The 23,139-nt window shown below is 67.3% G+C and carries 21 protein-coding genes; 5 read left to right on the plus strand and 16 right to left on the minus strand.

Annotation, left to right across the window (positions count from 1 at the left end; all coding sequences use genetic code 11):
• Positions 1 to 10: 10 nt before the first annotated feature.
• The 8 genes from pstA to B9Y82_RS05120 all read right to left on the minus strand — a co-directional run bounded on the left by pstA (position 11) and on the right by B9Y82_RS05120 (position 7,901).
• Positions 11 to 874, minus strand: coding sequence for a phosphate ABC transporter permease PstA (pstA, locus tag B9Y82_RS05085; protein ID WP_006428262.1), 864 nt, complete (start codon positions 872 to 874; stop codon positions 11 to 13).
• Positions 874 to 1,842 (minus strand): phosphate ABC transporter permease subunit PstC, encoded by a 969-nt coding sequence (gene pstC / locus B9Y82_RS05090; RefSeq protein ID WP_100471788.1) that lies wholly within the window; start codon positions 1,840 to 1,842, stop codon positions 874 to 876. The genes pstA and pstC overlap by 1 nt, the downstream gene beginning before the upstream one ends.
• Before the next feature lie 82 nt (positions 1,843 to 1,924).
• On the minus strand, positions 1,925 to 3,013 hold the full coding sequence (gene pstS / locus B9Y82_RS05095; RefSeq protein ID WP_100471789.1) for a phosphate ABC transporter substrate-binding protein PstS: 1,089 nt from the start codon (positions 3,011 to 3,013) through the stop codon (positions 1,925 to 1,927).
• Positions 3,014 to 3,398: 385 nt separating this feature from the next.
• A complete protein-coding gene (gene pstS, locus B9Y82_RS05100) occupies positions 3,399 to 4,415 on the minus strand; it encodes a phosphate ABC transporter substrate-binding protein PstS (protein WP_100471790.1) in 1,017 nt (338 codons plus the stop codon).
• A 232-nt stretch (positions 4,416 to 4,647) separates the two neighbouring features.
• A complete protein-coding gene (locus tag B9Y82_RS05105) occupies positions 4,648 to 5,859 on the minus strand; it encodes an OprO/OprP family phosphate-selective porin (RefSeq protein ID WP_100471791.1) in 1,212 nt (403 codons plus the stop codon).
• Between the two features lie 215 nt (positions 5,860 to 6,074).
• Positions 6,075 to 6,761 carry an endonuclease III gene (gene nth / locus B9Y82_RS05110; RefSeq protein WP_100471792.1) on the minus strand — a complete coding sequence of 229 codons (687 nt, stop codon included), beginning with the start codon at positions 6,759 to 6,761 and terminating at the stop codon, positions 6,075 to 6,077.
• The gene (locus B9Y82_RS05115) at positions 6,761 to 7,114 is read right to left on the minus strand and encodes a hypothetical protein (protein WP_100471793.1); all 354 of its coding nucleotides are present in this window, start codon (positions 7,112 to 7,114) and stop codon (positions 6,761 to 6,763) included. Before B9Y82_RS05115 ends, nth begins: the two co-directional genes overlap by 1 nt.
• Positions 7,115 to 7,118: 4 nt before the next feature.
• Entirely contained in the window at positions 7,119 to 7,901 is a 783-nt protein-coding gene (locus B9Y82_RS05120) for an enoyl-CoA hydratase/isomerase family protein (RefSeq protein WP_100471794.1), read from the minus strand.
• A gap of 167 nt (positions 7,902 to 8,068) precedes the next feature.
• On the opposite strand from B9Y82_RS05120, the gene B9Y82_RS05125 reads away from it, so the two are divergent.
• The 3 genes from B9Y82_RS05125 (at position 8,069) to B9Y82_RS05135 (ending at position 10,598) form a co-directional block, all read left to right on the plus strand.
• Positions 8,069 to 8,770, plus strand: coding sequence for an FKBP-type peptidyl-prolyl cis-trans isomerase N-terminal domain-containing protein (locus tag B9Y82_RS05125; protein ID WP_005408797.1), 702 nt, complete (start codon positions 8,069 to 8,071; stop codon positions 8,768 to 8,770).
• A 125-nt stretch (positions 8,771 to 8,895) separates the two neighbouring features.
• Entirely contained in the window at positions 8,896 to 9,699 is an 804-nt protein-coding gene (locus B9Y82_RS05130; protein ID WP_100471795.1) for a CoA pyrophosphatase, read from the plus strand.
• Positions 9,696 to 10,598 carry a sulfurtransferase gene (locus tag B9Y82_RS05135; protein ID WP_100471796.1) on the plus strand — a complete coding sequence of 301 codons (903 nt, stop codon included), beginning with the start codon at positions 9,696 to 9,698 and terminating at the stop codon, positions 10,596 to 10,598. Before B9Y82_RS05130 ends, B9Y82_RS05135 begins: the two co-directional genes overlap by 4 nt.
• Before the next feature lie 317 nt (positions 10,599 to 10,915).
• Here B9Y82_RS05135 and B9Y82_RS05140 read toward each other — a convergent pair whose 3' ends face one another.
• The gene (locus tag B9Y82_RS05140) at positions 10,916 to 11,482 is read right to left on the minus strand and encodes an N-acetylmuramoyl-L-alanine amidase (RefSeq protein ID WP_100471797.1); all 567 of its coding nucleotides are present in this window, start codon (positions 11,480 to 11,482) and stop codon (positions 10,916 to 10,918) included.
• 72 nt (positions 11,483 to 11,554) lie between these two features.
• Here B9Y82_RS05140 and B9Y82_RS05145 point away from each other — a divergent pair, with 72 nt between their 5' ends.
• Positions 11,555 to 12,082, plus strand: coding sequence for a hypothetical protein (locus B9Y82_RS05145; RefSeq protein WP_100471798.1), 528 nt, complete (start codon positions 11,555 to 11,557; stop codon positions 12,080 to 12,082).
• Positions 12,083 to 12,227: 145 nt separating this feature from the next.
• Positions 12,228 to 14,366, plus strand: coding sequence for a bifunctional 23S rRNA (guanine(2069)-N(7))-methyltransferase RlmK/23S rRNA (guanine(2445)-N(2))-methyltransferase RlmL (rlmKL, locus tag B9Y82_RS05150; RefSeq protein WP_100471799.1), 2,139 nt, complete (start codon positions 12,228 to 12,230; stop codon positions 14,364 to 14,366).
• A 120-nt stretch (positions 14,367 to 14,486) separates the two neighbouring features.
• On the opposite strand, the gene B9Y82_RS05155 is transcribed toward rlmKL, so the two are convergent.
• The 7 genes from B9Y82_RS05155 to B9Y82_RS05185 form a co-directional block, all read right to left on the minus strand.
• Positions 14,487 to 14,816, minus strand: coding sequence for a DUF3325 domain-containing protein (locus B9Y82_RS05155; protein WP_100471800.1), 330 nt, complete (start codon positions 14,814 to 14,816; stop codon positions 14,487 to 14,489).
• Complete coding sequence (locus tag B9Y82_RS05160; protein WP_100471801.1) at positions 14,813 to 16,447, minus strand: PepSY-associated TM helix domain-containing protein; 1,635 nt, start codon at positions 16,445 to 16,447, stop codon at positions 14,813 to 14,815. The genes B9Y82_RS05155 and B9Y82_RS05160 overlap by 4 nt, the downstream gene beginning before the upstream one ends.
• Positions 16,444 to 16,758, minus strand: a complete 315-nt coding sequence (locus tag B9Y82_RS05165; protein ID WP_100471802.1) for a DUF3649 domain-containing protein — start codon at positions 16,756 to 16,758, stop codon at positions 16,444 to 16,446. The genes B9Y82_RS05160 and B9Y82_RS05165 overlap by 4 nt, the downstream gene beginning before the upstream one ends.
• Positions 16,759 to 16,865: 107 nt before the next feature.
• Positions 16,866 to 19,091: a TonB-dependent siderophore receptor gene (locus B9Y82_RS05170; protein WP_100471803.1), complete on the minus strand. Its 2,226-nt coding sequence runs from the start codon at positions 19,089 to 19,091 to the stop codon at positions 16,866 to 16,868.
• A gap of 289 nt (positions 19,092 to 19,380) precedes the next feature.
• Positions 19,381 to 20,667, minus strand: coding sequence for a DUF445 domain-containing protein (locus tag B9Y82_RS05175; RefSeq protein ID WP_100471804.1), 1,287 nt, complete (start codon positions 20,665 to 20,667; stop codon positions 19,381 to 19,383).
• Between the two features lie 118 nt (positions 20,668 to 20,785).
• Positions 20,786 to 21,664 (minus strand): plasmid replication/partition related protein, encoded by an 879-nt coding sequence (locus tag B9Y82_RS05180; protein WP_100471805.1) that lies wholly within the window; start codon positions 21,662 to 21,664, stop codon positions 20,786 to 20,788.
• A gap of 63 nt (positions 21,665 to 21,727) precedes the next feature.
• Positions 21,728 to 23,080, minus strand: coding sequence for an aspartate aminotransferase family protein (locus tag B9Y82_RS05185; RefSeq protein WP_100471806.1), 1,353 nt, complete (start codon positions 23,078 to 23,080; stop codon positions 21,728 to 21,730).
• Positions 23,081 to 23,139: the final 59 nt, after the last annotated feature.

Raw genomic sequence — 23,139 nt, forward strand, 5'->3', positions numbered from 1 at the left:
CACGGAAAGGTCAGTCATGGGAGATACGGTTGCGCAGCAGGATGCCGCGGGCGGCAAGGCTGACCAGCAACACGAAGACAGTCAGCACCAGGGCACCGGCCCAGGCCAGCACCTGCCAGGATTCGTACGGGCTTCCGGCGAACTGGTTCATCACCACCGGCACCGAAGCCATCGGCTGGAAGATGTTGTTGTTCCAGTACTGGTTGCCGAAGGCAGTGAACAGCAACGGTGCGGTCTCGCCGGAGATGCGCGCCAGGGCCAGCAGGATGCCGGTGATGATGCCGGCCGACGCACTTCGGTACAGCACCTGCACGATCACCTTCCACTGCGGGATGCCCAGCGACAGCGCCGCTTCGCGCATCTGCGAAGGCACCAGGCGCAGCATCTCGTCGGTGGTGCGCACCACCACCGGCAGCACGATGAAGGCCAGCGACAGGGCACCGGCGAACGCCGAGAAGTTGCCGCCGGTCTGCATCACGTACAGGGTGTAGACGAACAGGCCGAGCACGATCGACGGGGCCGACAGCAGGATGTCGTTGACGAAGCGGACCACGGTGCCGGCTTTGCGGGCGTTGCCATACTCGGCCAGCCAGGTGCCGGCCAGCACGCCCAGCGGCGTGCCGATGCCGATCGCCAGCGCACACATCACCGCGCTACCGAAGAAGGCATTGGCCAGGCCGCCTTCCTGCATCGGCGGCGGTGTCATCTTGGTGAACAGGTCCAGGTTGATGCCGGCCAGGCCCTTGGAGGCCAGGGTGAACAGGATCCAGCCGAGGAAGAACAGGCCGAACAAGGCGGTGGCACAGGAGGCGGTGATCGCAACGACGTTGCCGATGCGACGGCGCAGGTACAGCGAATCAGCGGTGGTGGACATCAGTTGCCCTCCTTGCGGGACAGGCGCATCAGCATCAGGCGGGCGATGGCCAGCACCACGAAGGTGACGATGAAGAGGACGAAGCCGAGCAGCAGCAGGGCCGAGCGGTAGGTTTCAGTGGCTTCGCCGAAATCGTTGGCGATCAGCGCGGCGATGGTGGTGCCCGGTTCCAGCAGCGACGGCGACAGGCGCACGCTGTTGCCGATCACGAAGGCCACCGCCATCGTCTCGCCCAGGGCGCGGCCAAGGCCGAGGAAGATGCCGCCGATCACCGCAGAACGGGTGTAGGGCAGGACGATGTCCCAGCTCACTTCCCACTTGGTGGAGCCGAGCGCGTAGGCCGATTCCTTCAGGCGGGTCGGTACGGTCAGGAACACTTCGCGCATCACCGAAGAGATGAACGGAATGACCATGATGGCCAGCACGAAACCGGCGGTAAGCATGCCGATGCCCAGCGGCGGACCCTGGAACAGCGGGCCGATGACCGGCCATTCGCCCAGCGTCTCGTTGAGGAACGGGGTGACGTACTCGGTCATCACCGGCACCAGCACGAACAGGCCCCACATGCCGTAGATGATCGAGGGGATGCCGGCCAGCAGTTCGATGGCGGTACCGATCGGGCCACGCAGCCAGCGCGGCGCGACTTCGGTGAGGAAGAAGGCGATGCCGAAGCTGACCGGCACGGCGATGACCATCGCGATGATCGCGGTGACCAGGGTGCCGTAGATCGGGGCGAGGGCACCGAACTTGTTTTCGACCGGATTCCAGTCGGCGGAGAAGAAGAAGCTCAGGCCCTGCATCTGCAGGGCATGGCGGCCGCCCCACAGCATCGACAGCGCGGCGCAGGCCAGGGCGATCAGGACGAAGATGACGGTGCCGACCAGCACCCATCGGAACAGTTTGTCGTTGCGGGCATCACGCGCATCACGCGTGGACGAGGCGGCTACAGGCTGGGCGATGGCATTCATGGGGACGGCGGGGCCAGGAAGGGGCGGGGCGGTACGGCGTGGAAGAGGCGGTGCCCGCGCGGGGCGGGCACCGTCATATCCATCACTTCAGGTCGGTCGCCCAGTAGGCCTCGATCTGCTTGACCAGTTCGGCCGGCAGCGGCACGTAGTGCAGCTCGTTGGCCTGGGCCTGGCCGTTCTCGAAGGCCCACTTGAAGAAGGCCAGGGTGTCCTGGTTGCGCTTGGCGTCCTTCGGCTGCTTCTGCATCAGCATGAAGTTGGTGGCGGTGATCGGCCACGCCTGCTCGCCCGGGGCGTTGGTGATGACAAGGTTGAAGTCCTTGGCGCTGGCCCAGTCGGCGCTGGCAGCTGCAGCGGCGAAGGTTTCCGCGCTCGGCTCGACCCAGTTGCCGGCCGCGTTCTGCATGGCGGTGTACGGCATGCCGTTCTGCAGTGCGTAGGCCAGTTCGACGTAGCCGATCGAGCCCTTGATCTGCTTCACGTACGAAGCAACGCCTTCATTGCCCTTGCCACCGACGCCGTCCGGCCACTGCACCGAGGTGCCTTCGCCGACCTTGCTCTTCCATTCCGGGCTGACCTTGGACAGGTAGTTGGAGAAGTTGAAGGTGGTGCCCGAACCGTCCGAACGGTGGACCAGGGTGATCTTGCCGTCCGGCAGCTTCACGCCCGGGTTGGCAGCGACGATGGCCGGATCGTTCCAGGTCTTGACCTTGCCCAGGAAGATGTCGGCCAGCAGGGCGCCGCTCAGGCGCAGCTTGCCGGCTTCCAGGCCTTCAATGTTGACCACCGGCACCACGCCGCCGATGGCCGACGGGAACTGGGCCAGGCCGGCCTGGGCCAGCTCTTCGCTGCTCAGCGGCTTGTCGGAGGAACCGAAGTCGACGGTGCCGGCCTTGATCTGGGCGATGCCGCCGCCGGAGCCGATCGACTGGTAGTTGATCTTGGCGCCGGTGCTGGCGTTGTAGTCAGCCGACCACTTGGACACCAGCGGGAAGATGAAGGAAGCGCCGGCGCCGGACACTTCGGCGGTCACCTTGGCACCGGCAGCGGCCGGGGCGGCGGCACCGTCGGCAGCCGGCTGCTGCGCGGCCTGCTTGTCGCCACCGCAGGCCGACAGGCCCAGGGCGATGGCCAGGGAAAGGGCGGCAAGGCCGGCCGAGTGCAGTTTCATGGTCACTCCATAGCGGGGTAGAGCCGACGTCGTCGGCGGATGCGGCTATGAAATGATGTTTTTGTTACAGCCGTATTACGCCCATGACAGAGGTGTACTGGATCACGTTCTGACAAGGGTTTCACGGGGTTGGCCGCGGTCCGGGAGACCCCCGGAGACCCCGGATCTGCGCACCGATATGACGGCCGGGGCTCTACAAACGCTCTTGCCTTTGCGCATACCTTTCATGACCCCACCGACTCCCCCACGGATCAGCGAAGGCGCAGCGCTCTTCACGACCGACCCCCAAAAACAAGAAGAGCGCGAGATCTCGAGGATCTCGCGCCCGGGTGGGATCGGCGGGGGAGAGAGGACCCGCCGATCCCGTTCCTGCGGGGGAACGCGCTTACTTCAGGTTCTGGGTCCAGTACGTTTCGATCTGGCGCACCAGGCTGTCCGGCAGCGGCACGTAGTCCAGCTGGCGGGCCTGCGCGTCACCGTTCTTGTAGACCCAGCGGAAGAACTCCTGGGTCGCCTTGCCGTTGGCGGCGTTCTTCGGGGCCTTCTGCACCAGGATGAAGTTGGTGGCGGTGATCGGCCAGGATTCAGCGCCCGGGGCGTTGGTCATCACCAGGTAGAAATCCTTGGCGTTGGCCCAGTCGGCGCTGGCGGCCGCGGCGGCGAACGAAGTATCGCTCGGCTGCACGAACTTGCCGGCGGCATTCTTCATCGCGGTGTACGAGAGCTTGTTCTGCAGCGCGTAGGACAGTTCAACGTAGCCGATGCCGCCCTTGATCTGCTTCACGTACGCGGCAACGCCTTCATTGCCCTTGCCGCCGATGCCGGCCGGCCACTGCACCGAGGTGCCTTCACCGACCGAGCTCTTCCACTCCGGGCTGACCTTGGACAGGTAGTTGACGAAGTTGAAGGTGGTGCCCGAACCGTCCGAACGGTGCACGACGGTGACCTTGGCGTTCGGCAGGGTCAGGCCGGGGTTCAGCGCGGCGATGGCCGGGTCGTTCCAGGTCTTGATCTTGCCCAGGAAGATATTGGCCAGCACGGCGCCATCGAGCTTCAGCGCGCCCGGGGCGATGCCGGCCACGTTGACCACCGGCACCACGCCACCGATCACCGACGGGAACTGTGCCAGGCCCGAGGCGGCCAGGTCTTCCGGCTTCAACGGCGCGTCGGAGGAGCCGAAATCAACCGTCTTGGCCTTGATCTGCGCAATGCCACCGCCGGAACCGATCGACTGGTAGTTGACCTTCTTGCCGGTCGCGGTGCTGTAGTCGGCCGACCACTTGGACATGACCGGATAGATGAACGAGGCGCCCGCGCCGGTGATATCGGCGGCATTGGCGGCGAACACGGACGATGCGGCCAGGATGGCGACAGCGGCGCGCGACTTGAAGGCGTGGATCACGGGAGAGACTCCTGGGGTGGTGGTCGAGGGGCGGTTGCCCGACGTTTCGGTGCACATTCCATAACGGTTGCGTGACACGCCCGCGTCTGTCATATGACGCGGATGTGACACGCGTCATGAAGGGCGCTGCGGGCTGTATGCCGTGCTGCAGCCCGCGGCGGCGCGGGCAACGTTGCGACGAAGAAGGCACGGCCGGAGCCGTGCCTTCGCGGTCGAACGCAGGCGGCTGGTCTTACCAGAAGAACTGCGCGCGGGCTTCCAGGATGTTCGGGTCGTCGTTGACGAAGCCGCGGGCCGAGGAGCTGTACTTCTTGCTGTCGACCATCACGTAGTTGAGCATCAGCTTGAAGTTCGAGCGCCAGTACCAGTTGGCACCGACGGTCCAGATGTCCATCTTGCCGCCCAGCACGCCATCGACGATCGGCGGACGACCGGCCACCGGGTTGGCGGCGAGGTTGCCGTCGTTCAGATCCATGTGGTCGTAGCGCACGCCCAGCTGCCACTGGCCGCCGGCCGGGTTGTTCGGCAGGCCGGTGCCCGGGGTGCCGCCCTTGTAGCTCCAGGTTTCGCCGGTGACATTCCACACGCCGCTGACGTAGTAACCGTCGCTGGTGTAGTTGTCATGGGCGTAACGCTTGGCCTTGCTGGTGTAGTACTCGGCCTGGGCCTTGAACGGGCCCTGGAAGTACATCGCTTCGGCGCCGATGGTGCTGACGCGGTCGGTGTCGGTCATGTTGCCGCCATCGACCAGGCGCGCGGTGGCCAGGTCGGCGTTCGGGCGGGCGCGCACGCGCAGGGTGTCCGCGTCGGTGTCGTAGTCGACGTAGCTCAGGCCGAAGTGCAGGACCTGGCCCTTCTCGTTGATCGGGGCGAAGGTGCCACGCGCGCCGTAGCCGCTGCCATGGGCCAGGTTGCGGGTCAGTTCGCGGCCGAAGGCGCTGGCCGTGATCGACCAGTTGTCCTGGCCATAACTGTAGGCGCCGCCGAGGCGGCGGGCCACGGCGTAGGTGTTGGTGACAGCGGCCTTGGAAATGAAGTCGTTGTTCTTGGTGCTGGACAGCTCTTCCAGGCTGTTGGGCTGCTTGAACTGGCCGACCTGGATGAAGTGGTTGGCGTTGCCCAGCAGCTTGTACTTCACGTTGGTGTCGAGGAACTTGTCGGCCTTGGCGTCATAGCCGACCACCCATTCCACGTTGCCCGGGCCCTTGCCCTTCAGCACCAGCTCGGCGCGACGCAGTTCGAATTCGCTGTTCTTGCCGTTGCCGGCGTCGCCACCGTTGAGGTCGGTCAGGTCGTTGTCGAACCAGTTACCGTCGGCCTGGACCAGGCCTTCGAAGGTGATTTCCGAACCGCCGATCACGTCGATGGCGACTTCGGCGTGTGCAGCCGGCACATACAGCGCAGCAGCCACGGCGACCGTCAGGAGTTGGTGATGCAGTTTCATGGAGAGGAGCCTTGCAGGCAGGTGGGAAGATGCGCGCAGGCTAGATCGTGAAGATTGCGTAAATGTGACAGTTCGCGCACGAGCGCAATCCGCCGCAGGCCCCGTCACGGCAGGGCCCGCTGATGTAAACGCTTGCATGTGACGCTGCCGTTGCGCACGGATTGCAGTACATCCGCGCCATCCGTGGATGCTTTCTCCGATCCTCGACCGGCGGGCTACGCCACGGTTTTTTCCTTGAACCGGCACAGATCGGCAATCACGCATCCCGGGCAATCGGGCTTGCGGGCCTTGCACACGTAGCGCCCGTGCAGGATCAGCCAGTGGTGCGCATCGAGAAGGAATTCGGCCGGAATCGCCTTGACCAGCCGATCCTCGACCTCGCGCACGTTCTTTCCAGGGGCCAGCCCGGTGCGGTTGGCGACGCGGAAGATGTGCGTGTCCACCGCCATCACCGGCTCGCCGAACGCGGTGTTGAGCACCACGTTGGCGGTCTTGCGGCCCACGCCCGGCAGCGCTTCCAGCTCATCGCGATCCCGCGGTACTTCGCCGCCATGCTTTTCCAGCAGGATCGCGCAGGTGGCGATCACGTTCTTTGCCTTGGCGTTGAACAGGCCGATGGTGGAGATGTACTGCTTCAGCCCTTCTTCGCCGAGTGCAAGGATCGTTGCCGGCGTGTTGGCCACCGGGAAGAGGCGGCGGGTGGCCTTGTTGACGCCGACGTCGGTGGCCTGCGCCGACAGTGCCACCGCCACCAGCAGTTCGAACGGCGAACTGTATTCCAGTTCGGTCTTCGGGTGCGGGTTGAGTTCGCGCAGGCGGGTGAACATCTCCACCACGTCGGCACGCGGCATCGCGCCGGCACGCCGCGCCGGGGCGCGTGCGGTCTTCTTCGTGGTGGCCACTACGACTCCTTGCCGCTGGCGCGGGCCTTGGCGCGGGCGAGGATCGCGGCCGCTGCGGCGGGCAGGGCGGGTTTCACGTCGGGTGCCGGAGCCGGGGTGCGCCGCGCATCGCGCTCGGCCTCGCGGCGGGCCAGGCGCACCGCACGGGCGCGGTAGCGTTCGCGTGCAGCCCAGGCGGCATGCAGCTGCTGCTGCGCCTGCTGCAGGCGTTGCGGAAGGTCCGGGTGGCCGGGCAGCAGCTGTTCGTCGCCGGCACGGACGACGTAGTCCATCAGCCCGGCCTGCAGGGCGCCATCGAGATCGTCTGCCTGGACCCGGGCGAACAGCTGCGCGGGGTTGGGTCGGGATGCCATGGCGTCAGCGGTTCTGGAACGCCGGCGGGCGGCGCTGCAGGAAGGCGCTGGTGCCTTCGCGCATGTCCTCGGTGGCGAACAGCAGGCCGAACTGCGCACTTTCGTATTCCAGCCCGGCCTCGAGGCTGCATTCGCCGCCCACGTGCACCGCATCGAGCAGGCCCCGCAGGGCCAAGGGGGCCGAGCGCGCCAGCTGGCGGGCGAGGTCCTGGACGCGCGCGTCCAGTGCGTCGGCCGGCACCACTTCGTTGATGATGCCCAGTTCCAGTGCGCGCGCGGCGTCGATCGGCGCACCCAGCAGGCACAGCTCAAGGGTCGCGGCGCGACCGCACAGGCGCAGCAGCCGCTGGCTGCCGCCGAAGCCGGGAATCAGCCCCAGGTTGATCTCCGGCTGACCGACCCTGGCGGTATCGGCGGCAATGCGCAGGTGGCAGGCCATCGCCAGTTCCAGGCCGCCGCCCAGCGCGAATCCGTTCACGCGGGCGATGACCGGCTTGGGCATGCGTTCGATCTGGCGCATCAGGGCCTGCCCCAGCAGCGAGAAATCACGTCCCTGAACCGCGCTGAGTGTGTTCATTTCGGCGATGTCGGCACCGGCCACGAAGGCCTTGGGGCCGGCGCCGGTCAACACCACCACGCGCACCTCCGGGTCGGTGGCAGCCGCGCTGAACGCCTCGGCCAGGGCCTGCAGGGTCGCGGCGTTGAGGGCATTGAGCTTGTCCGGGCGCTGGACGGTCACGGTGCGGATGGCGCCGTCGTCGGCGACAGCGATCAGGGCATCGGCCACGGGAAAACTCCTGGAACGTTAAAAAAAAGTGATATTGAACTCTGCAAACGCAGACGGGTCATAGCCTGCATCGTGAGTAGCGGTTACACGTTGCGCCCGTTATCCTAACCCGTCGCCTCAGGGCGGCGCAGAACGTCCCTGAGTTACCACCCCTGGAGAACTGTTTGATGAAGTTGCGTTCTATCGCGGTCGCCGTCGCGGCCCTGGCCCTGACGGGCAATGCCTTCGCCCAGGACGTTTCGTCCGAAAAGGGCAAGCTTAGCTACTACTTCGGTTACGACTACGGTAACAACCTGGCGGAGCTGACCGGTCGTGGTGAGCAGCTGGACATCAACTCGGTGGTGAAGGGCCTGCAGGATGCCTACGCCAAGAAGCAGCCGGCGATCACCGCCGAGCAGCTGAAGCCGGCTGTTGAAGCCTTCCAGAAGCGCGAGCAGGGCCGTGCCCAGGCTGCCAAGGCCGAGTACGAAAAGGCTGCTGCCGAAAACAAGACCAAGAGCGATCAGTTCATCGCGGCGAACAAGGCCAAGGCCGGCGTGCAGTCCCTGCCGAGCGGCGTCCAGTACCGCGTGATCGAAGCCGGCAAGGGTGCCAAGCCGACCCAGGCCAGCACCGTGCAGCTGGAAGTGGCCGGTCCGTTCCCGTACGGCCAGCGCCCGACCGAAGCCCGCCCGGCCCAGCAGATCCCGTCGATCAAGGTCAGCGAAGTCGAAATGAAGGCCATGCGCGAGACCCTGCTGCAGATGCCGGCAGGCTCGAAGTGGGAAGTCACCCTGCCGCCGGACCAGGCCTACGGTGCCGACCCGCGCACCCCGTTCCCGCCGAACGTGGCTGTGCAGTTCGAGATCAAGCTGGTCAGCGTCAAGTAAATCGAAGCAGCAGACGAAACGCGCCGGTGACCCCACCGGCGCGTTTTTGTTTGCGCAGTGCGCTGCGCGCCACCTCATCGCGCGCAGATTCAGTCCGATCGCGCTACTGTTGCCGAGTGCAAACAATGGAAGAAACGGCGCGTGTTGTCGCAAGTCCCTGCATCGGAGTGTGCACGCTGGATCCGCACCGGCAATGCACCGGCTGCGGGCGGCATATCGATGAGATCGCGCGGTGGTCGTCGATGAGCAACGAGGAACGCAGCCGCATCCTGCATCGCGCGCAGCCCCTGCGCGAACAACTGCAGCAATCACTGCGTGGCTCACTGGCCGACCACCAGCGACTGATGCGTGCACTGCACCCACTGGCCCAACCGCCGGCCGGCGACGGCTGGAACCGCAGTGAGCTGATCGACCTGCTGCCGCCCGGTCCCCCCGTGGAAGCTGCGGTACTGGCCGGCATCGTGCCGCGCGCCAACGGCGCACAGGTGATCCTCACCCGTCGCACGGAAACCCTGCGCACCCATGGTGGCCAGGTGGGATTCCCCGGCGGCCGTACCGAACCCGATGACCGCGATGCACTGGCGGCCGCACTGCGCGAGAGCCAGGAAGAAATCGCGTTGGCGCCCGGCCAGGTGCAGCCGCTGGGGTATCTCGATCCCTTCGTGACGATCACCGGCTACCGGGTCACGCCGGTGGTGGCGGTGGTCGATCCGGATTTCATACCGGTGCCGCAGCCCAGCGAAGTGGCCGAAGTGTTCGAGGTGCCGTTGGCGTACCTGATGGCGGCCGACAACCTGCACCAGGTCGAAATCAATCATCGCGGCCGCGTCCGCCACGTCCTCGAATATGGCTGGCCAGGCCAGCGTATCTGGGGCGCAACTGCCGCCATCCTCTACAACCTGCGTCGCCGCCTGGAGCAAGTGCAATGAAGCCGATCGATCCGCCGTGGACCACTCTGGTCGATGTCGCCAGCCTGGCTGCTGCATTGGGTGAAGGCGTACGTGTCGTCGACGCACGTGCTACCGCCAGCACCGCCCTGCGCGTGGTCGATGCCCGTGCTTCGCTGGCCGATCCGCAGGCTGCCGGTGGCCAGTATCTGGCAGGGCATGTTCCGGGCGCGGTGCATGCCGATCTCAACCGCGACCTGTCCGATCTGGGCCGCGTCGGACATGGCCGGCACCCGCTGCCGGACAGCGATGCGTTCGCCGCCAAGCTCGGCACGTGGGGCATCGGTCCCGACACCCAGGTTGTGGTCTACGACGGCAGTGACGGCAGCATGGCCGCCTCGCGCCTGTGGTGGCTGCTGCGCCTGATCGGGCATGCCAAGGTGGCTGTGCTCGATGGTGGCATCGCCGCCTGGCAGGCCGCCGGTCACACCCTGGCCACCGGCCAGGGCGAAGTGACCGCACTGCCGGCTTACCCGGGCCGTTTCGATACTACCCAGATCGCCAATGCCGATGAAATCACCGCCCGGCTGAAGCACGCGCCGGGTTGGCTGGTCGATGCACGTGCGGGCGAACGCTTCCGCGGCGACGTCGAGCCGCTGGATCCGGTCGCCGGCCACGTACCGGGCGCGGTCAACCGCCCGTTCGCATTGAACGTGCTCGACGGCCACCTGCGCGACCCACAGGAGCTGCGCGCCGAACTGCAGGGCGTGATCGGCAATCGTGATCCGCAGCAGGTGGTGCTGATGTGTGGTTCGGGCGTGACCGCCTGCCATCTGCTGCTGGCGATGGAAACGGCGGGCCTGTCCGGCGCGCGCATCTACGCCGATTCGTGGAGCGGCTGGGTGAGCGACAGCAGCCGCCCGGTCGCCACTGGCACCTGAGCCGCGTGGGGTCGGATCCGTTTTCCAACGGAAAACGGCTCTGACCCCATCGAGCGTAAATCGGGGTCAGAGCCCGTTGCGTAGCAACGGGATCCGACCCCGTGTCGACCAAGGTCGACACCCACCAACAGCAGCAGGAATCTGTCGAAGGCGGGGTGGGTCCGGTTGCGAGGGTGTCCGCGGCATGGATGCCGCGGCCAAGCCCCCATGGACGGGTTTACGGCGTCCCTCGCAACCGGATCCGCCCCGCCATCCCACGGATAGCCCGCTTTTGACGTTGACGTTGCCTCTGCGGGTGCAGGGCGCCGCCCTGCCGCTTACTCCAACCCCAGCAGCGGCACCTTCGCCAGGATCCGCGCCCACGGGAACAGCGGCCCCGGATCGCGCTTGCGTGCCACCCTCAGTGCCGCGTCGTCGCTGGCTGGCACCTGCTCCAGGTCCAGCTGGTCGTGCCCGGCAATCCGCCGCAGCGACGGGTAGCGCGCTACCAGCGCCAGCAACAGCTGCTCCAGCGCCTGCAGCTGTGCTTCGGTGTAGGGCTCGTCCATCGCCTGCTGGCGGCTGTCGAACCAGTGCGGGTAGCGCCCGGTGTTGACCAGCTCGATTCCCAGCGTATGTGCGTTCATGCCGCGCACGTGGTGGGCCACGCGTTCCGGTGCCACGTACTGCACTACGCTGCCATCGCGGTCGATGTAGAAGTGGCCGCTGTTGCCGGCACCGCTGTCGTACAGCACGCGCTCGCCGTAATCGCGGGCCATCGCCAGATCGGGCAGCTCGGTGCAGTGGATCACCACCATCTCCAGCGTGGCCGGGTCGCGCAGCGGCAGGCGGTCTTCGTAAGGCAGGGGCTGCAGCTGCAGGCCGGGCAGGAGCGGGTTGGGCATCCGGCGATGCTAGCATTGCGGCATGAACCTGCCTTCCTTTTCCTCGTTGGCCCGCTCGCACGGAGCACGTGCATGAGCCGCGGCCACTGCATCCTGTCGCATGGCTTCGAGAGCGGCCCGGAAGCGACCAAGGTCACCGCACTGGCGGATGTGGCGCAACGGCTGGGCTGGACCCACGAGCGCCCGGACTACACCGACCTGGACGCGATGAGCGAGGTCAGCCGCGTAGGCGACGTACCGACCCGCCTGCGCCGCCTGGTCGAGCGCACCGCCATCGCGGCACAGCAGGGCCCGGTGGTGTTGGCGGGCTCCAGCCTGGGCGCCTACATCTCGGCCATCGCCTCGCTGCAGGTGCCGGTGGCCGGCCTGTTCCTGATGGTGCCGCCGACCACCATGGGACCGATGCCGGCGCTGGATGCCGCCGCGGTGCCGACCACGGTGGTGCAGGCCTGGCATGACGACGTAGTGCCGGCCGCCGGGGTGATCGTCTGGGCGCAGGCGCGTTCGGCACAGCTGCTGCTGGTCGACGATGGCCACCGCCTGGAGCGCCACGTGGAGGCCTCCGCGCAGGCCTTCGAGCGCCTGCTGCGCCAGCTGTGAAGCCCGGGCGCACGGCGCGCCCGCCCGCATTGACTACAATGGCAGCCCCGCCGCCCCCGGCGCGGGCCTGCCGGCCGTGACTACGGCCCTCCTTTCCGACTGGCCCGGCTCCTGTGCCGCGCCCGACCACCTGCGAACCGATCCCGTGAAATTCTTCGTCTCCTGCGCCAAGGGCCTGGAATACCTGCTTGCCGATGAACTGTCGGCCCTGGGCCTTGGCAAGGCCACTGCCACCATTGCCGGCGTCAACGCCGAGGGCGAACTGGAGCAGGCGCTGCGGATCGTGATGTGGTCGCGCCTGGCCAGCCGCGTGCTGTGGCCGATCGACGAGTTCGAATGCCCGGACGAGCAGGCCCTGTATGACGGCGTGCGTGCGCTGCCGTGGCACGAGCACATCAAGCCGGAGATGACCCTGGCGGTGGACGCGCACGTGTCCGGCGACAAGATCACCCACGCCCGCTTCGCCGCGCAGCGGATCAAGGACGCCATCGTCGACCGCATGCGCGACGAGGGCCTGGAGCGGCCGTCGGTCAACACCGACCTGCCGGATGTGCGCGTCAACCTGTCGCTGCGCAAGGGTCGTGCCTCGCTGTCGATCGACCTCGGCGGCGGCCCGCTGCATCGCCGTGGCTGGCGCGGGGCCGCCCACGAGGCACCGCTGAAGGAAAACCTGGCCGCCGCGTTGCTGCTGCGCGCTCAGTGGCCGCGCCTGCACGCCGCCGGTGGTGGCCTGCTGGACCCGATGTGCGGCAGCGGCACGCTGCTGATCGAAGGCGCGCTGATGGCCGCCGACGTTGCTCCCGGCCTGATGCGCCATGGCAGCCTGCCGCCGAGCCGCTGGCTGGGCTTCGACAGGGCCGCCTGGAAGACCATCCAGAGCGAAGCGCGTGACCGTGAGGCCGCGGGCCTGGCCGCGCTGAAGCCGGTCATCCACGGCAGCGACATCGACCCGACCGCGATCCAGGCGGCGCGCGAGAACGCTGAGGTCGCGGGCGTCGCCCACGCGATCCGCTTCACCCGCGCCGATGTGGCTGACCTGGCCACGCCGGAGCAGGAGATCGGTGCGGTGGTCTGCAACCCACCGTACGACGAGCGCCTGGCCGCCGACCCGGCGCTGTACCGCGCGCTGGGCAACGCCCTGCAGAAGGCCGTGCCGCAGTGGCGTGCCAGCCTGCTGTGCGGCAACGACGAGCTGGCCTTCGCCACCGGCCTGCGCGCGGGCAAGAATTACCAGATGTTCAACGGCGCGCTGGAATGCGCGCTGATCGTCTGCGATCCGATCGCCGTGCCGGGGCGTGATCCGGCACAGCCGCGCGAACTGAGCGAAGGCGCGCAGATGGTGGCCAACCGCCTGCGCAAGAACCTGAAGAAGTTCAAGAGCTGGCGTGCCCGCGAGGACATCACCTGCTTCCGCGCCTACGACGCCGATCTGCCGGAGTACGCGGCGGCCATCGATGTCTACGAGGAAGACGGTGGCAAGCGCCGCACCTTCCTGCATGTGCAGGAATACGCCGCACCGGCGGCGATTCCCGAGAACGACGTGCGCCGCCACCGCAACGAGCTGCTGGCGGCCGCGCGCGAAGTGTTCGGCGTGCCGCCGGAGCAGGTGTCGATGAAGTCGCGCGAGCGCGGCAAGGGTGGCAGCAAGTACGGCCGCTTTGAACAGCGTGACGAATTCATCGTGGTGCGTGAGAACAACGCGCTGCTGCAGGTGAATCTGTTCGACTACCTGGACACCGGCCTGTTCCTCGACCACCGCCCGCTGCGCCGGATGATGGCCGAGCAGGTGCGTGGCAAGCGCTTCCTCAACCTGTTCTGCTATACCGGCGTGGCCAGCGTGCAGGCCGCGGTGGCCGGAGCCGCCAGCACCACCAGCGTCGACCTGTCGGCGACCTACCTGCAGTGGTGCTACGACAACCTGGCGCTGAACGGGCAGGGCGGAAGCCAGCACCTGCTGGTACAGGCCGATGCGATGGCGTGGCTGGAAGGCGACCGTGGCCAGTACGACGTGATCTTCTGTGACCCGCCGACCTTCTCCAACTCCGCACGCGCCGATGACTTCGACGTGCAGCGCGAGCAGCTGAAGCTGCTGCGTGCGGCGGTGGCGCGCCTGGCGCCGGGCGGCGTGCTGTACTTCTCCAACAACTTCCGCCGCTTCAAGCTGGAAGAAAACGCCATTGCCGAATTCGCCCAGTGCCGCGAGATCACCGCGCGCACGATTGGTCCGGACTTCGAGCGCAACGCGCGCATCCACCGCGCGTGGGAACTGAAGCGGTTGGGTTGAGCCGATGCCCGGGGTCGGATCCCCTGCGCGAAGCGCAGGGGCTCTGACCCCATCCGGATCGACGTACCAGGGGGCAGAGCCCTTGCGCTGTGCGCAAGGGATCCGACCCCGATGGCTCTGCTACACCAACGCCGCCAGCAGCCCGGCCACGGGCAGCGCGATCGCCAGCGATGCGATCCACTTTGGCCGGTACGGGTACAACCCGAACGACAGCACCACGCCACCCAGCGTCATCGTGCCCAGCCACAGCACCGGGCCCATCGCCCAGCCGTGGTCGACCACGCATAGTGCGAACGCCACCGTCAGCAAGGCCCAGCCCAGTACCCGCCACTGCATGCGTCGTGCCGACGAGGCTGCAGCCTTGCCGTGCAGGTCGTGCTGGTGCTTTTCCATCGCCAGCGACAACGCGGTGAACGCAGAGAACGAAAGGGTCAATGCCAGCAGCATCATGCGCTGGCCTCCGCTTCGGCGGTTTCCGCAGCGTCCACCGCGGCCTTGGGTGCCGCCGCAGCGGCACGCTTCTTCTTTTCGGCCGCAGACAGCGGTGGCGTCCAGCGCTGCATGCGCCAGCCGCACAGCGCCAGCATCGCACCGAACGCGATCATCGACAGATCGACGCCGGCCAGCACCCAGTCGCCGTTGCGCAGGGTGACGCCAAGGTGGGCCTGCGTGGTCAGCGCATTGACCGCCGGCACCAGCGCGAACGCGGCCGCGCCCAGGTACAGCTGCCAGGCCCACATCATCCGCTTCGGCCAGATGAAGGCGGCCAGCAGCGCACCGCCCCAAGCGTAGAAGAACACGTTGGCTTCCGCACTCGAGCGCTCGGCAATGTCCAGCGGCAGCAGACGGTTGCCCCAGAAGTAGGCGGCAAAGGCAATCGGCAGGCCAGCCACGGTGCCGATGTTCAGCGCGTCGACCAGGCGCAGGCCGAAGCCGATGCGGCCGCTCTTGGCATGCTTGGGCCGTTCCTTCACTGCCCACAGCACCACGCCGCTGGCCACCATCAGGCAGCCGACCAGGCCGGACAGGAAGAACAGTGCGCGCAGGCCCCAGTCGGCGAAGCGCGCCAGGTGCAGGCCGTACAGCACGCCACGGGTGGCGGTGGCGCCGCCGGACGGGGGCGTTTCCCCCAGCAACGTGCCGTTGACCATGTCATAGCGCAGCGCCGGGGTGTCGGTGGACAGGCGCTTGCCGTCGCGCTGGCGGATGTCGATCACCGCATTGGCCGCGCCCGGGTTGGACACGGTGAAGCCGGCCACTTCCACGCCGTGCCAGTGGGCGCGGGCGCTGTCCAGCAATTGCGCGATCGGCAGCGGCGTGGCGCGGCCTTCGGCCGGCGCGGTCACTTCCGGCATGCCGCCGAAGGCTTCGCTGAAGAACTTGTCCTCGTCCTGCGGATAGGCGACCTTCACGCCCCACGGCAGGTACATGATCATCAGGGTGACGATGCCGGTATAGGTGATCATCGCGTGGTAGGGCAGGGCCATCACCGCGCTGACGTTGTGGAAATCGAGCCAGGAACGCAGGCCCTTGTCCTTGCGGAAGGTGAAGAAGTCCTTGAAGATTTTCTTGTGGGTGATGACGCCGGTGATGATCGCCACCAGCATGAACATCGCGCAGAACCCCACCAGGTAGCGTGCCCACAGCACCGGGATGTAGTGCAGGTCGAAGTGCAGGCGGTAGAAGAAATCACCGCCACGCGTTTCGCGTGCCTTCAGTGCCTGGCCGGTGTTGGGGTCCAGCGTGGCATCACCAAAACCACCGCGGCGGCCACGGCTGGGGTCGGCCAGCTCCGGTGGCAGCCGCCAGAACATCTGCATGGACGGGTTGCGCGGCTGCGGCAGGGTGACGAACCAGTTCTCGGCCTGCGCGGCGTTGGCCTGCAGGTAGTCCACCGCGCGCTGCGCGGCGACATCGATGCTGACGTTGCTGGAGGGCAGCTCCGGGCGCATCCAGCGGCTGATTTCCTCGCGGTAGTAGCTGGCCGTGCCAGCCATGAAGATCAGCAGCAGCAGCCAGCCGACCAGCAGGCCGGTCCAGGTGTGCAGCCAGGCCATCGACTGGCGGAATCCGTTCTTCATGCCCAGGCCCCCAGCATGCGCGCGACGGCTGCCATCAGCAGGGTGGGAGCGAGGATGCCGACCCACGCACGCAGCGCACTGCGGGTGGCGAACGCCCACAGCGGCGCGCAGGCGGCCACCAGGATCGCCAGCAGCATCCCGGTCAGCACGGTCTGCCCGCGCGCACCGGGCAGGGCCACCGCGCAGAACACGCTGGTTACCGAGGCCAGCGCGTAGCCGCCGAAGATCGCCGCCAGCGAGCGTGACAGCACGCTCCAGCGCGGGTTGGAGAAGAAGGTGCGGGGGCTGGCGGTTGCGGGCGAGCGGTCCACGGCATTCCTGCAGGTTTCAGTGAAAAAGAACCGGCGCACCGCAGCGCGCCGGGGTTGGCCCTCCGTGGCCGGGCGCCGGTCGCAGAACCGGTGCCATCCATCGAGGATCAGAGCTTCCAGCGCAGTGTCATCGTCACATTGCGCGGTTCGCCCCAGAACACGCCGTCATAGAAACCGACGCGGTTGTAATACTTCTTGTCCAGCAGGTTGTTCACGTTCACCTGCGCGGTGAAGTTCTCGTTGAAGCGATAGCCCGCCGACAGGTTGAGCAGGTAGATGTCGCCTTGTTCGATTGCCACCCGGTCGCGCTTGCCGCTGGTCAGGAAATCCGCACGCGGCTTGTTGCTCAGGCTCCAGATACCGCTCTGCCAGGTGGCGCCACCGCCCAGCCAGAAGCGGCCTTCAGCGCCGCCCGGGCGCCAGCTGGCGTTGAGGCGGAACAGATCGACCGGGATGACGGTGTTCTGGCGCACGCCCTGCGCATTGCGGCTGACGGTGTGGGTAAAGCCGGCCGCCAGGTTCCAGTTCTCGCCAAGGCTGCCTTGTGCTTCGATCTCCCAGCCCTTGACCTTGTTGCCCTTGCCGGTGGAGCGGTAGGCACTGGCCCCTCCCGGCAGCGAGTTTTCCGGCACCGAGTCATCGAGCTCGGCAACGTTGTCCTTCTGGCCCTTGAACACGGCCGCGGAAGCATTCAGCAGACCGTCGAAGAACTCGGCCTTGACGCCGGCTTCCCACATGTCACCGACCACCGGTTCAAGGTAATTGTTGTCCCGGTCACGGTAGTTCTGCGGCTGGAAGATGTCGGTGTAGCTGACGTAGCCGCTGAAGTAGCGGTTGAAGTCGTAGATGAAGCCGGCATACGGAGTCAGCGAGTCGTCCGGCTTGTAGCCGCCGCGCCGCGTATCGGTCAGGCGACCGGCGGCGTCATGGGTGTAGTTCCAGGTGCGCGTTTCCCAGCTGCCGTAGCGCGCGCCGAGCACCGCGGTCAACGGATCGGCCAGCTGCAGGCGCGTCGCCAGATAGGCCGCGCGCTGGCGCAGTTCGTCTTCAGAAGCCAGATAGCCCAGGCGGGTGACCTGCAGCGGCGCGACGTCGCCGTTCCAGCGGTGCCAATCCGGTACACGGGTGTAGCTGTCCGGGTAGGCAGCGGTGTCGGTGGCAGGCACTTCACCCTTGCGCACCGATTGACCGAATCCGAGCACCAGCTCGTGTTCCCGGCCGAACAGCCGGAACGGACCACCGACGTTGAAGTCGAACACCTGCATGTCGCCGTTCTCGCCGAAGCTGCCGACGAAGGCGCTGATGCCGCTGCCATCGGCATTCGGGTAGCCGGAGGCCCCGTACCACACCGCACCGTCGGTTTCGCGCTTGGAGCGGGTATAGGCGGCCTTCGCGGTCCAGCCGTTGCCCAGCTGCTGTTCAAGGCGTGCGAATGCGCTCTTTTCGATGATCGGCCAACTGCTCCAGCGTGCGGAAAGGTTGGTCGAGCGCGGCAGGCTGGCGGGCTGGCCATCGGACCCCCAGTACGGCACCACGCCCCAGGTCACGCCCGTGGTGCGCGGCGACTGGTACTCGTAGCCGGCCTCGAGCAGGGTCGTGTCGGTAATGTCGGCCTGGACGATGCCGTAGAACACGTCCTTGTCCAGTTTGTAGACATCGCGGAACGAGTCGCTCTGCTGTTTGGCCGCCACCACGCGCGCGCGGATGCGGCCGTCGAGTGCAACCGGGCCACCGAGGTCGGCCTCCAGGCGCTGGTTGCCCCAACGCCCGAGGGTCAGGTTGGCGCTCATCTGGAAGCTGTCGGTAGGACGCTTGCGCACGAAGTTGATGGTGCCGGAGGGATCGCCGGCACCGGTGGTCAGGCCGGTTGCGCCGCGCACCACTTCGATGCGGTCGTAGATCACGCTGTCGGTGTTGGTCTTGATGTACCCACCGAAGGTATTGAGCATCCCATCGACCTGGAAATTGGTGATGTTGTAGCCGCGCGAGACGTAGTTGATGCGCTCGCTGTCGGTGACCGATACCGCCACGCCGGTGACCTGGCCCATCACATCGGACAGCGAGAACAGGCCCATGTCGTCCAGGCGCTCGCGGGTGACCACTGTCATCGACTGCGGCGTCTGGCGCAGCGACAGGCCAAGCTTGGTGGCCGTGCTGGCACGCTTGACCGTATAGCTGTCGACGATATCGCCGTCAGCGGTGACCTGGACCGTATCCAGCGTGCGCGCGGAAGGATCGGCGGTGCCGTCGGCGTGGGCCAGCGGGGCGATCATCAGTGCGGTCACGGCCAGGGCCAGCAGAGTGGGACGAGGGAGGTTCAGCGGCGTTGCCATCGGTGCGATTCCATGCAGGACGAAACAGGCGATGGAATGCGCAGACGCAGCCGCCGCGTGCTTCGCGCACGCCGCCCCGCGAGTCCCATCGACGGTGCGCCGCCCGCTTGGTGCGGGCGACCCGGTAGTCGGGGGATGTACACGGGCGAAGGGGCGGGTGGGTGCGTGCTTCCGTGCCCCGCTTGGCTAAGCGTACAACCGATCAGCAAATGATAGGCATTCGCATTTCGTTAATCAAGCGTGACGGATTCTCCCCACGCAGGGCGTGCATCGACAGCCGGATGGGTTCCTAGAACCTGAACACCACCGTCGCTGCGTGCAGCAACAGGCCGATCAGCCCGCCTACCAGTGTGCCGTTGAAGCGGATGAACTGCAGGTCGCGGCCCACGCTCAGTTCCAGCTGCTCGACCAGGTGCCGCTCGTCCCAGCTCTTCACGGTCTGCGCGATATGCGTGGTCACGCCCTCGCGCAGGCGGCCGGTCAGGCGCTGCGCACCCTCCAGCAGGTGCTGGTTGAGGGCCTCGCGCAGGGCCGGGTCGGCCTGCAGGCTGCTGCCCAGCGAGGCCAGGCTGCGCTGCAGGTGGCCGACCAGCGCCGAGTCCTCGCGCTGCAGGTCCGCGCGCAGGCCGGCGTGGATGCGCGCCCACAGCCCCTGCACGTACTCCTGCAGGGCCGGGTGGTCGATCATTTCCTGCTTGAGCTGTTCGATGCGCTCGGCCAGGGCCGGGTCCTCGCGCAGGCGCTGCACGTAGTTCTGCAGCCAGCTTTCGTAATCCTGGCGCAACGGGTGCTGCGGCTCGGCCAATACCTGCTGCAGTTCTTCCAGCACTGCCCGCGCCAGGCGCTCGGCCAGGCTGTCGCCAATCTCGTCGATCGGCTTGACCCAGTTCACCGTGCTCGACAGCGTCGGCCATTCGCGCTGGATGTAGCGCACGATCAGCTGCGAGGCGCGTTCCTTCACCTCTGGCTGCTCCAGCCAGCGCCCCAGGCGCTGCAGGCCCTCGTCCAGCACGCGCTGGTGGCGCCCGTCGGCGGTCAGCAGGGCCAGCAGCTCACCGGCGGTGGCGGCGGCATTCCACTGCCTCAACTGCTGCACCACGAAGGCATGCAGCTGCCGGCGCACCGCGGTTTCGTCGAAGAAGTCCAGTGCCTGCAGGGCCCAACCACGGGCCATGTCGGCCAGCATCCGCGAGCGCGCCGGGTCGGCCAGCCAACTGCCGAGACGGCTGGCCGGATCGAACACCTGCAGCTTGGCCAGCAGCACCTGCGGTTCCAGGAACTGGTCGCGCACGAACAGGGCGAGGCTGTCGCCGATGCGTTCCTTGCTGCGCGGGATGATCGCGGTGTGCGGAATCGGCAGGCCCATCGGCCGCCGGAACAGGGCAACAACGGCGAACCAGTCGGCCAGTGCGCCCACGGCTGCGGCCTCGCAGAACGCCGAGACCCAGGCCCAGATACCGCGTTCGCCCTGCCAGTGGCTGACCGCGAAACCGGCCAGCATCAACAGCAGCAGGCCCAGCGCGAGGGCTTTCAGGCGCCGCAGCTGTGCGCGGCGCGGATCGTGGGCAGGCGTCATGCCTGAAGTCTACCTGCCAGCGGATGAGCAACGGGTAGTGCCAGCCGCTGGCCGGCATCGGCAACGCACCCGGAACGTTCATGGGGTTGCCGGCCAGCGGCCGGCACTACCCGCTGGTTCAGAGTGCTTCGAGCTGCTTGCGCAGCGCGGCCAGCTGCGCGCGCAGGGTGTCGTTCTCGCGGGTCAGCGCGACCACGCGGCGGCGCAGTGCCGGTGCATCCTCGCCCAGCTGCTCCAGCGCCGACAGAACCTCCGCGTCGCGGCTGGCGATCTGCTCCTCGTCCGCTTCCTCGAAGTCCATCTCGGCCGGTTCAGGCTTTGGCGCGCGCGGCTTGCGCTTGGACTCGCGCACGCGCTTGGCGGCCTGCTTCAGCTCGTCCTTGCCACCGGCGGCGGCGGCACGCTGCTCGTCTTCCGGCAGGTCGGCCACGGCGGCGGCAGCGCTGATCGAGATCACGCCGGCCTTCACCGCTTCCACCACCTCGGCCGCGGCCTGGGCATGGATGCGTTCGATCATGCCGACCTGGCTGGTGCTCAGCTTGGCCTCGCGGGCCAGTTCGGCGCGGCTGATCTTCGGTGCCGGTTCCCACGGCGGGCTGTCCTCGCCGGCATCCTCGGCGACGTCGGCGGTGCCATCGCTCTCGCGCTGCAGCTGCGCCTGCTCGACCTGCTTGCGGGCGGCCAGGATGTCGCGCTTGCGCAGCGCCAGCACGCCGCGCTGGAAGTCGGACACACTACGGCGGCCCAGATGCTGTTCGATCATCCACAGGTGCACGTCTTCCATGCTCTGGAAGCGGGTGTTCTGCACCGTATTGAAGGGCAGGCCGTGCTTCTGGCAGATGCCGAAGCGGTTGTGGCCGTCGACCAGCACATCGCCCCACAGCACCAGTGCATCGCGGCAGCCCTCGGCCAGGATGCTGCGCTCCAGCGCGTCATGTTCGTCCGCGGTCAGCGGGTCGATGTAGGCCTTCAGTTCTTCTTTGACGACGATATCCATGGGCACGGCAGCGAGCAGGAGCGGAACCGCCCATTGTACCCGCTCGCCACCGCCGGCCCGGGCTCAGGCGGTGGCCCGGATCATCTCGCCCAGGGTGCCGGTGATCTGGTCGATCTGTGCCTTGTCCACGATCAGGGGCGGCGACAACGCAATGATGTCGCCGGTACAGCGCACCAGCAGCCGGCCGTCCTGGAAGCAGCGCCGGAACACCTCATAGCCACGGCTGCCGGGGGCATCGCGGCGCGGCGCCAGTTCGACCGCGCCGACCAGCCCGAAGTTGCGGATGTCGATCACGTTGGGTAGGCCCTGCAGGGCATGCAGGCGTTCCTGCCAGTATTCGCCCAGTTCGATGGCACGCTCGAACAGGCGTTCCTCGGCATAGACCTCCAGCGTGGCCAGCGCTGCGGCGCACGCCAGCGGATGGCCCGAATAGGTATAACCATGGAACAGCTCGATGGCCTGTGGCGGCGCCTGCATCAGGGCTGCATGCACGGCGTCGCTGGCCAGCACGCCGCCCAGCGGTACTGCACCGTTGCTGACCGCCTTGGCGAAGGTCAGCAGGTCCGGGGTGACCCCGAAGCGCTGCGCAGCGAACGGCATGCCGACCCGGCCGAAGCCGGTGATGACTTCGTCGAACACCAGCAGGATGCCGTGGTGATCGCACAGTTCGCGCAGGCGCTGCAGGTAGCCCGGCGCGGGCAGGATCACCCCGGCCGACCCGGCGATGGGTTCGACGAATACGGCGGCAATCGTCGAGGCATCGTGCAGCGCGATCAGTCGTTCCAGGTCGTCGGCCAGCTCCGCGCCCTGGCGTGGCAGGCCCCTGCTGAACGCATTGCGTTGCAGGTCAAGGGTATGCCGCAGGTAGTCGACGCCGCCCAATTGCAGGCCGAACGCTTTGCGGTTGTTGGGCAGTCCGCCCAGCGCCATGCCGCCGAAACCGACCCCGTGGTAGGCCTTCTCGCGGCTGATGAAGCGGGTGCGCTGGCCCTCGCCACGCTGGCGGTGATAGGCCAGCGCGATCTTCATCGCGGTATCCACCGCCTCGGACCCGGAGCTGGTGAAGAACACATGGTTGAGCGGGGCAGGTGCCAGCGCGGCCAGCCGCTGCGCCAGCGCGAAGGCCGGCGGCGAGCCCATCTGGAAGGCCGGCGAGTAGTCGAGGGTGCGTGCCTGCTCGACGATGGCCTCGACGATGCGCGGTCGTGCGTGGCCAGCATTGCAGCACCACAGGCCGGCGGTGCCGTCGAGGATCTGGCGACCGTCGACATCCTCGTAGTGCATGCCTTCGGCGCGTACCAGCATGCGCGGGGCGGCCTTGTACTGGCGGTTGGCGGTGAACGGCATCCAGTACGCGTCCAGTGACTCAGGGCGCTGGGTGGCCAGGTCGTGCAGGTCGCTTTCGGGACGCTTCATGCCAGCTCCATCGGGTCCGATGCGACGAATGTAGCGCAGCCGCGTCACGGCGGAGTCGC

Source organism: Stenotrophomonas maltophilia, assembly GCF_002799155.1.
Lineage (GTDB): Bacteria > Pseudomonadota > Gammaproteobacteria > Xanthomonadales > Xanthomonadaceae > Stenotrophomonas > Stenotrophomonas maltophilia_R.

What these genes read in the sequence shown, in the direction of transcription:
- B9Y82_RS05125 (WP_005408797.1), top strand. Translation starts at nt 8,069, where the DNA reads ATGAAGTTGCGTTCTATCGCGGTCGCCGTCGCGGCCCTGGCCCTGACG.
- B9Y82_RS05105 (WP_100471791.1), bottom strand. Translation starts at nt 5,859, where the DNA reads ATGAAACTGCATCACCAACTCCTGACGGTCGCCGTGGCTGCTGCGCTG.
- B9Y82_RS05185 (WP_100471806.1), bottom strand. Translation starts at nt 23,080, where the DNA reads ATGAAGCGTCCCGAAAGCGACCTGCACGACCTGGCCACCCAGCGCCCT.
- pstC (WP_100471788.1), bottom strand. Translation starts at nt 1,842, where the DNA reads ATGAATGCCATCGCCCAGCCTGTAGCCGCCTCGTCCACGCGTGATGCG.
- B9Y82_RS05180 (WP_100471805.1), bottom strand. Translation starts at nt 21,664, where the DNA reads ATGGATATCGTCGTCAAAGAAGAACTGAAGGCCTACATCGACCCGCTG.
- B9Y82_RS05135 (WP_100471796.1), top strand. Translation starts at nt 9,696, where the DNA reads ATGAAGCCGATCGATCCGCCGTGGACCACTCTGGTCGATGTCGCCAGC.
- B9Y82_RS05160 (WP_100471801.1), bottom strand. Translation starts at nt 16,447, where the DNA reads ATGAAGAACGGATTCCGCCAGTCGATGGCCTGGCTGCACACCTGGACC.
- B9Y82_RS05140 (WP_100471797.1), bottom strand. Translation starts at nt 11,482, where the DNA reads ATGCCCAACCCGCTCCTGCCCGGCCTGCAGCTGCAGCCCCTGCCTTAC.
- pstS (WP_100471789.1), bottom strand. Translation starts at nt 3,013, where the DNA reads ATGAAACTGCACTCGGCCGGCCTTGCCGCCCTTTCCCTGGCCATCGCC.
- B9Y82_RS05155 (WP_100471800.1), bottom strand. Translation starts at nt 14,816, where the DNA reads ATGATGCTGCTGGCATTGACCCTTTCGTTCTCTGCGTTCACCGCGTTG.
- B9Y82_RS05115 (WP_100471793.1), bottom strand. Translation starts at nt 7,114, where the DNA reads ATGGCATCCCGACCCAACCCCGCGCAGCTGTTCGCCCGGGTCCAGGCA.
- B9Y82_RS05170 (WP_100471803.1), bottom strand. Translation starts at nt 19,091, where the DNA reads ATGGCAACGCCGCTGAACCTCCCTCGTCCCACTCTGCTGGCCCTGGCC.
- B9Y82_RS05130 (WP_100471795.1), top strand. Translation starts at nt 8,896, where the DNA reads ATGGAAGAAACGGCGCGTGTTGTCGCAAGTCCCTGCATCGGAGTGTGC.
- B9Y82_RS05175 (WP_100471804.1), bottom strand. Translation starts at nt 20,667, where the DNA reads ATGACGCCTGCCCACGATCCGCGCCGCGCACAGCTGCGGCGCCTGAAA.
- pstA (WP_006428262.1), bottom strand. Translation starts at nt 874, where the DNA reads ATGTCCACCACCGCTGATTCGCTGTACCTGCGCCGTCGCATCGGCAAC.
- B9Y82_RS05145 (WP_100471798.1), top strand. Translation starts at nt 11,555, where the DNA reads ATGAGCCGCGGCCACTGCATCCTGTCGCATGGCTTCGAGAGCGGCCCG.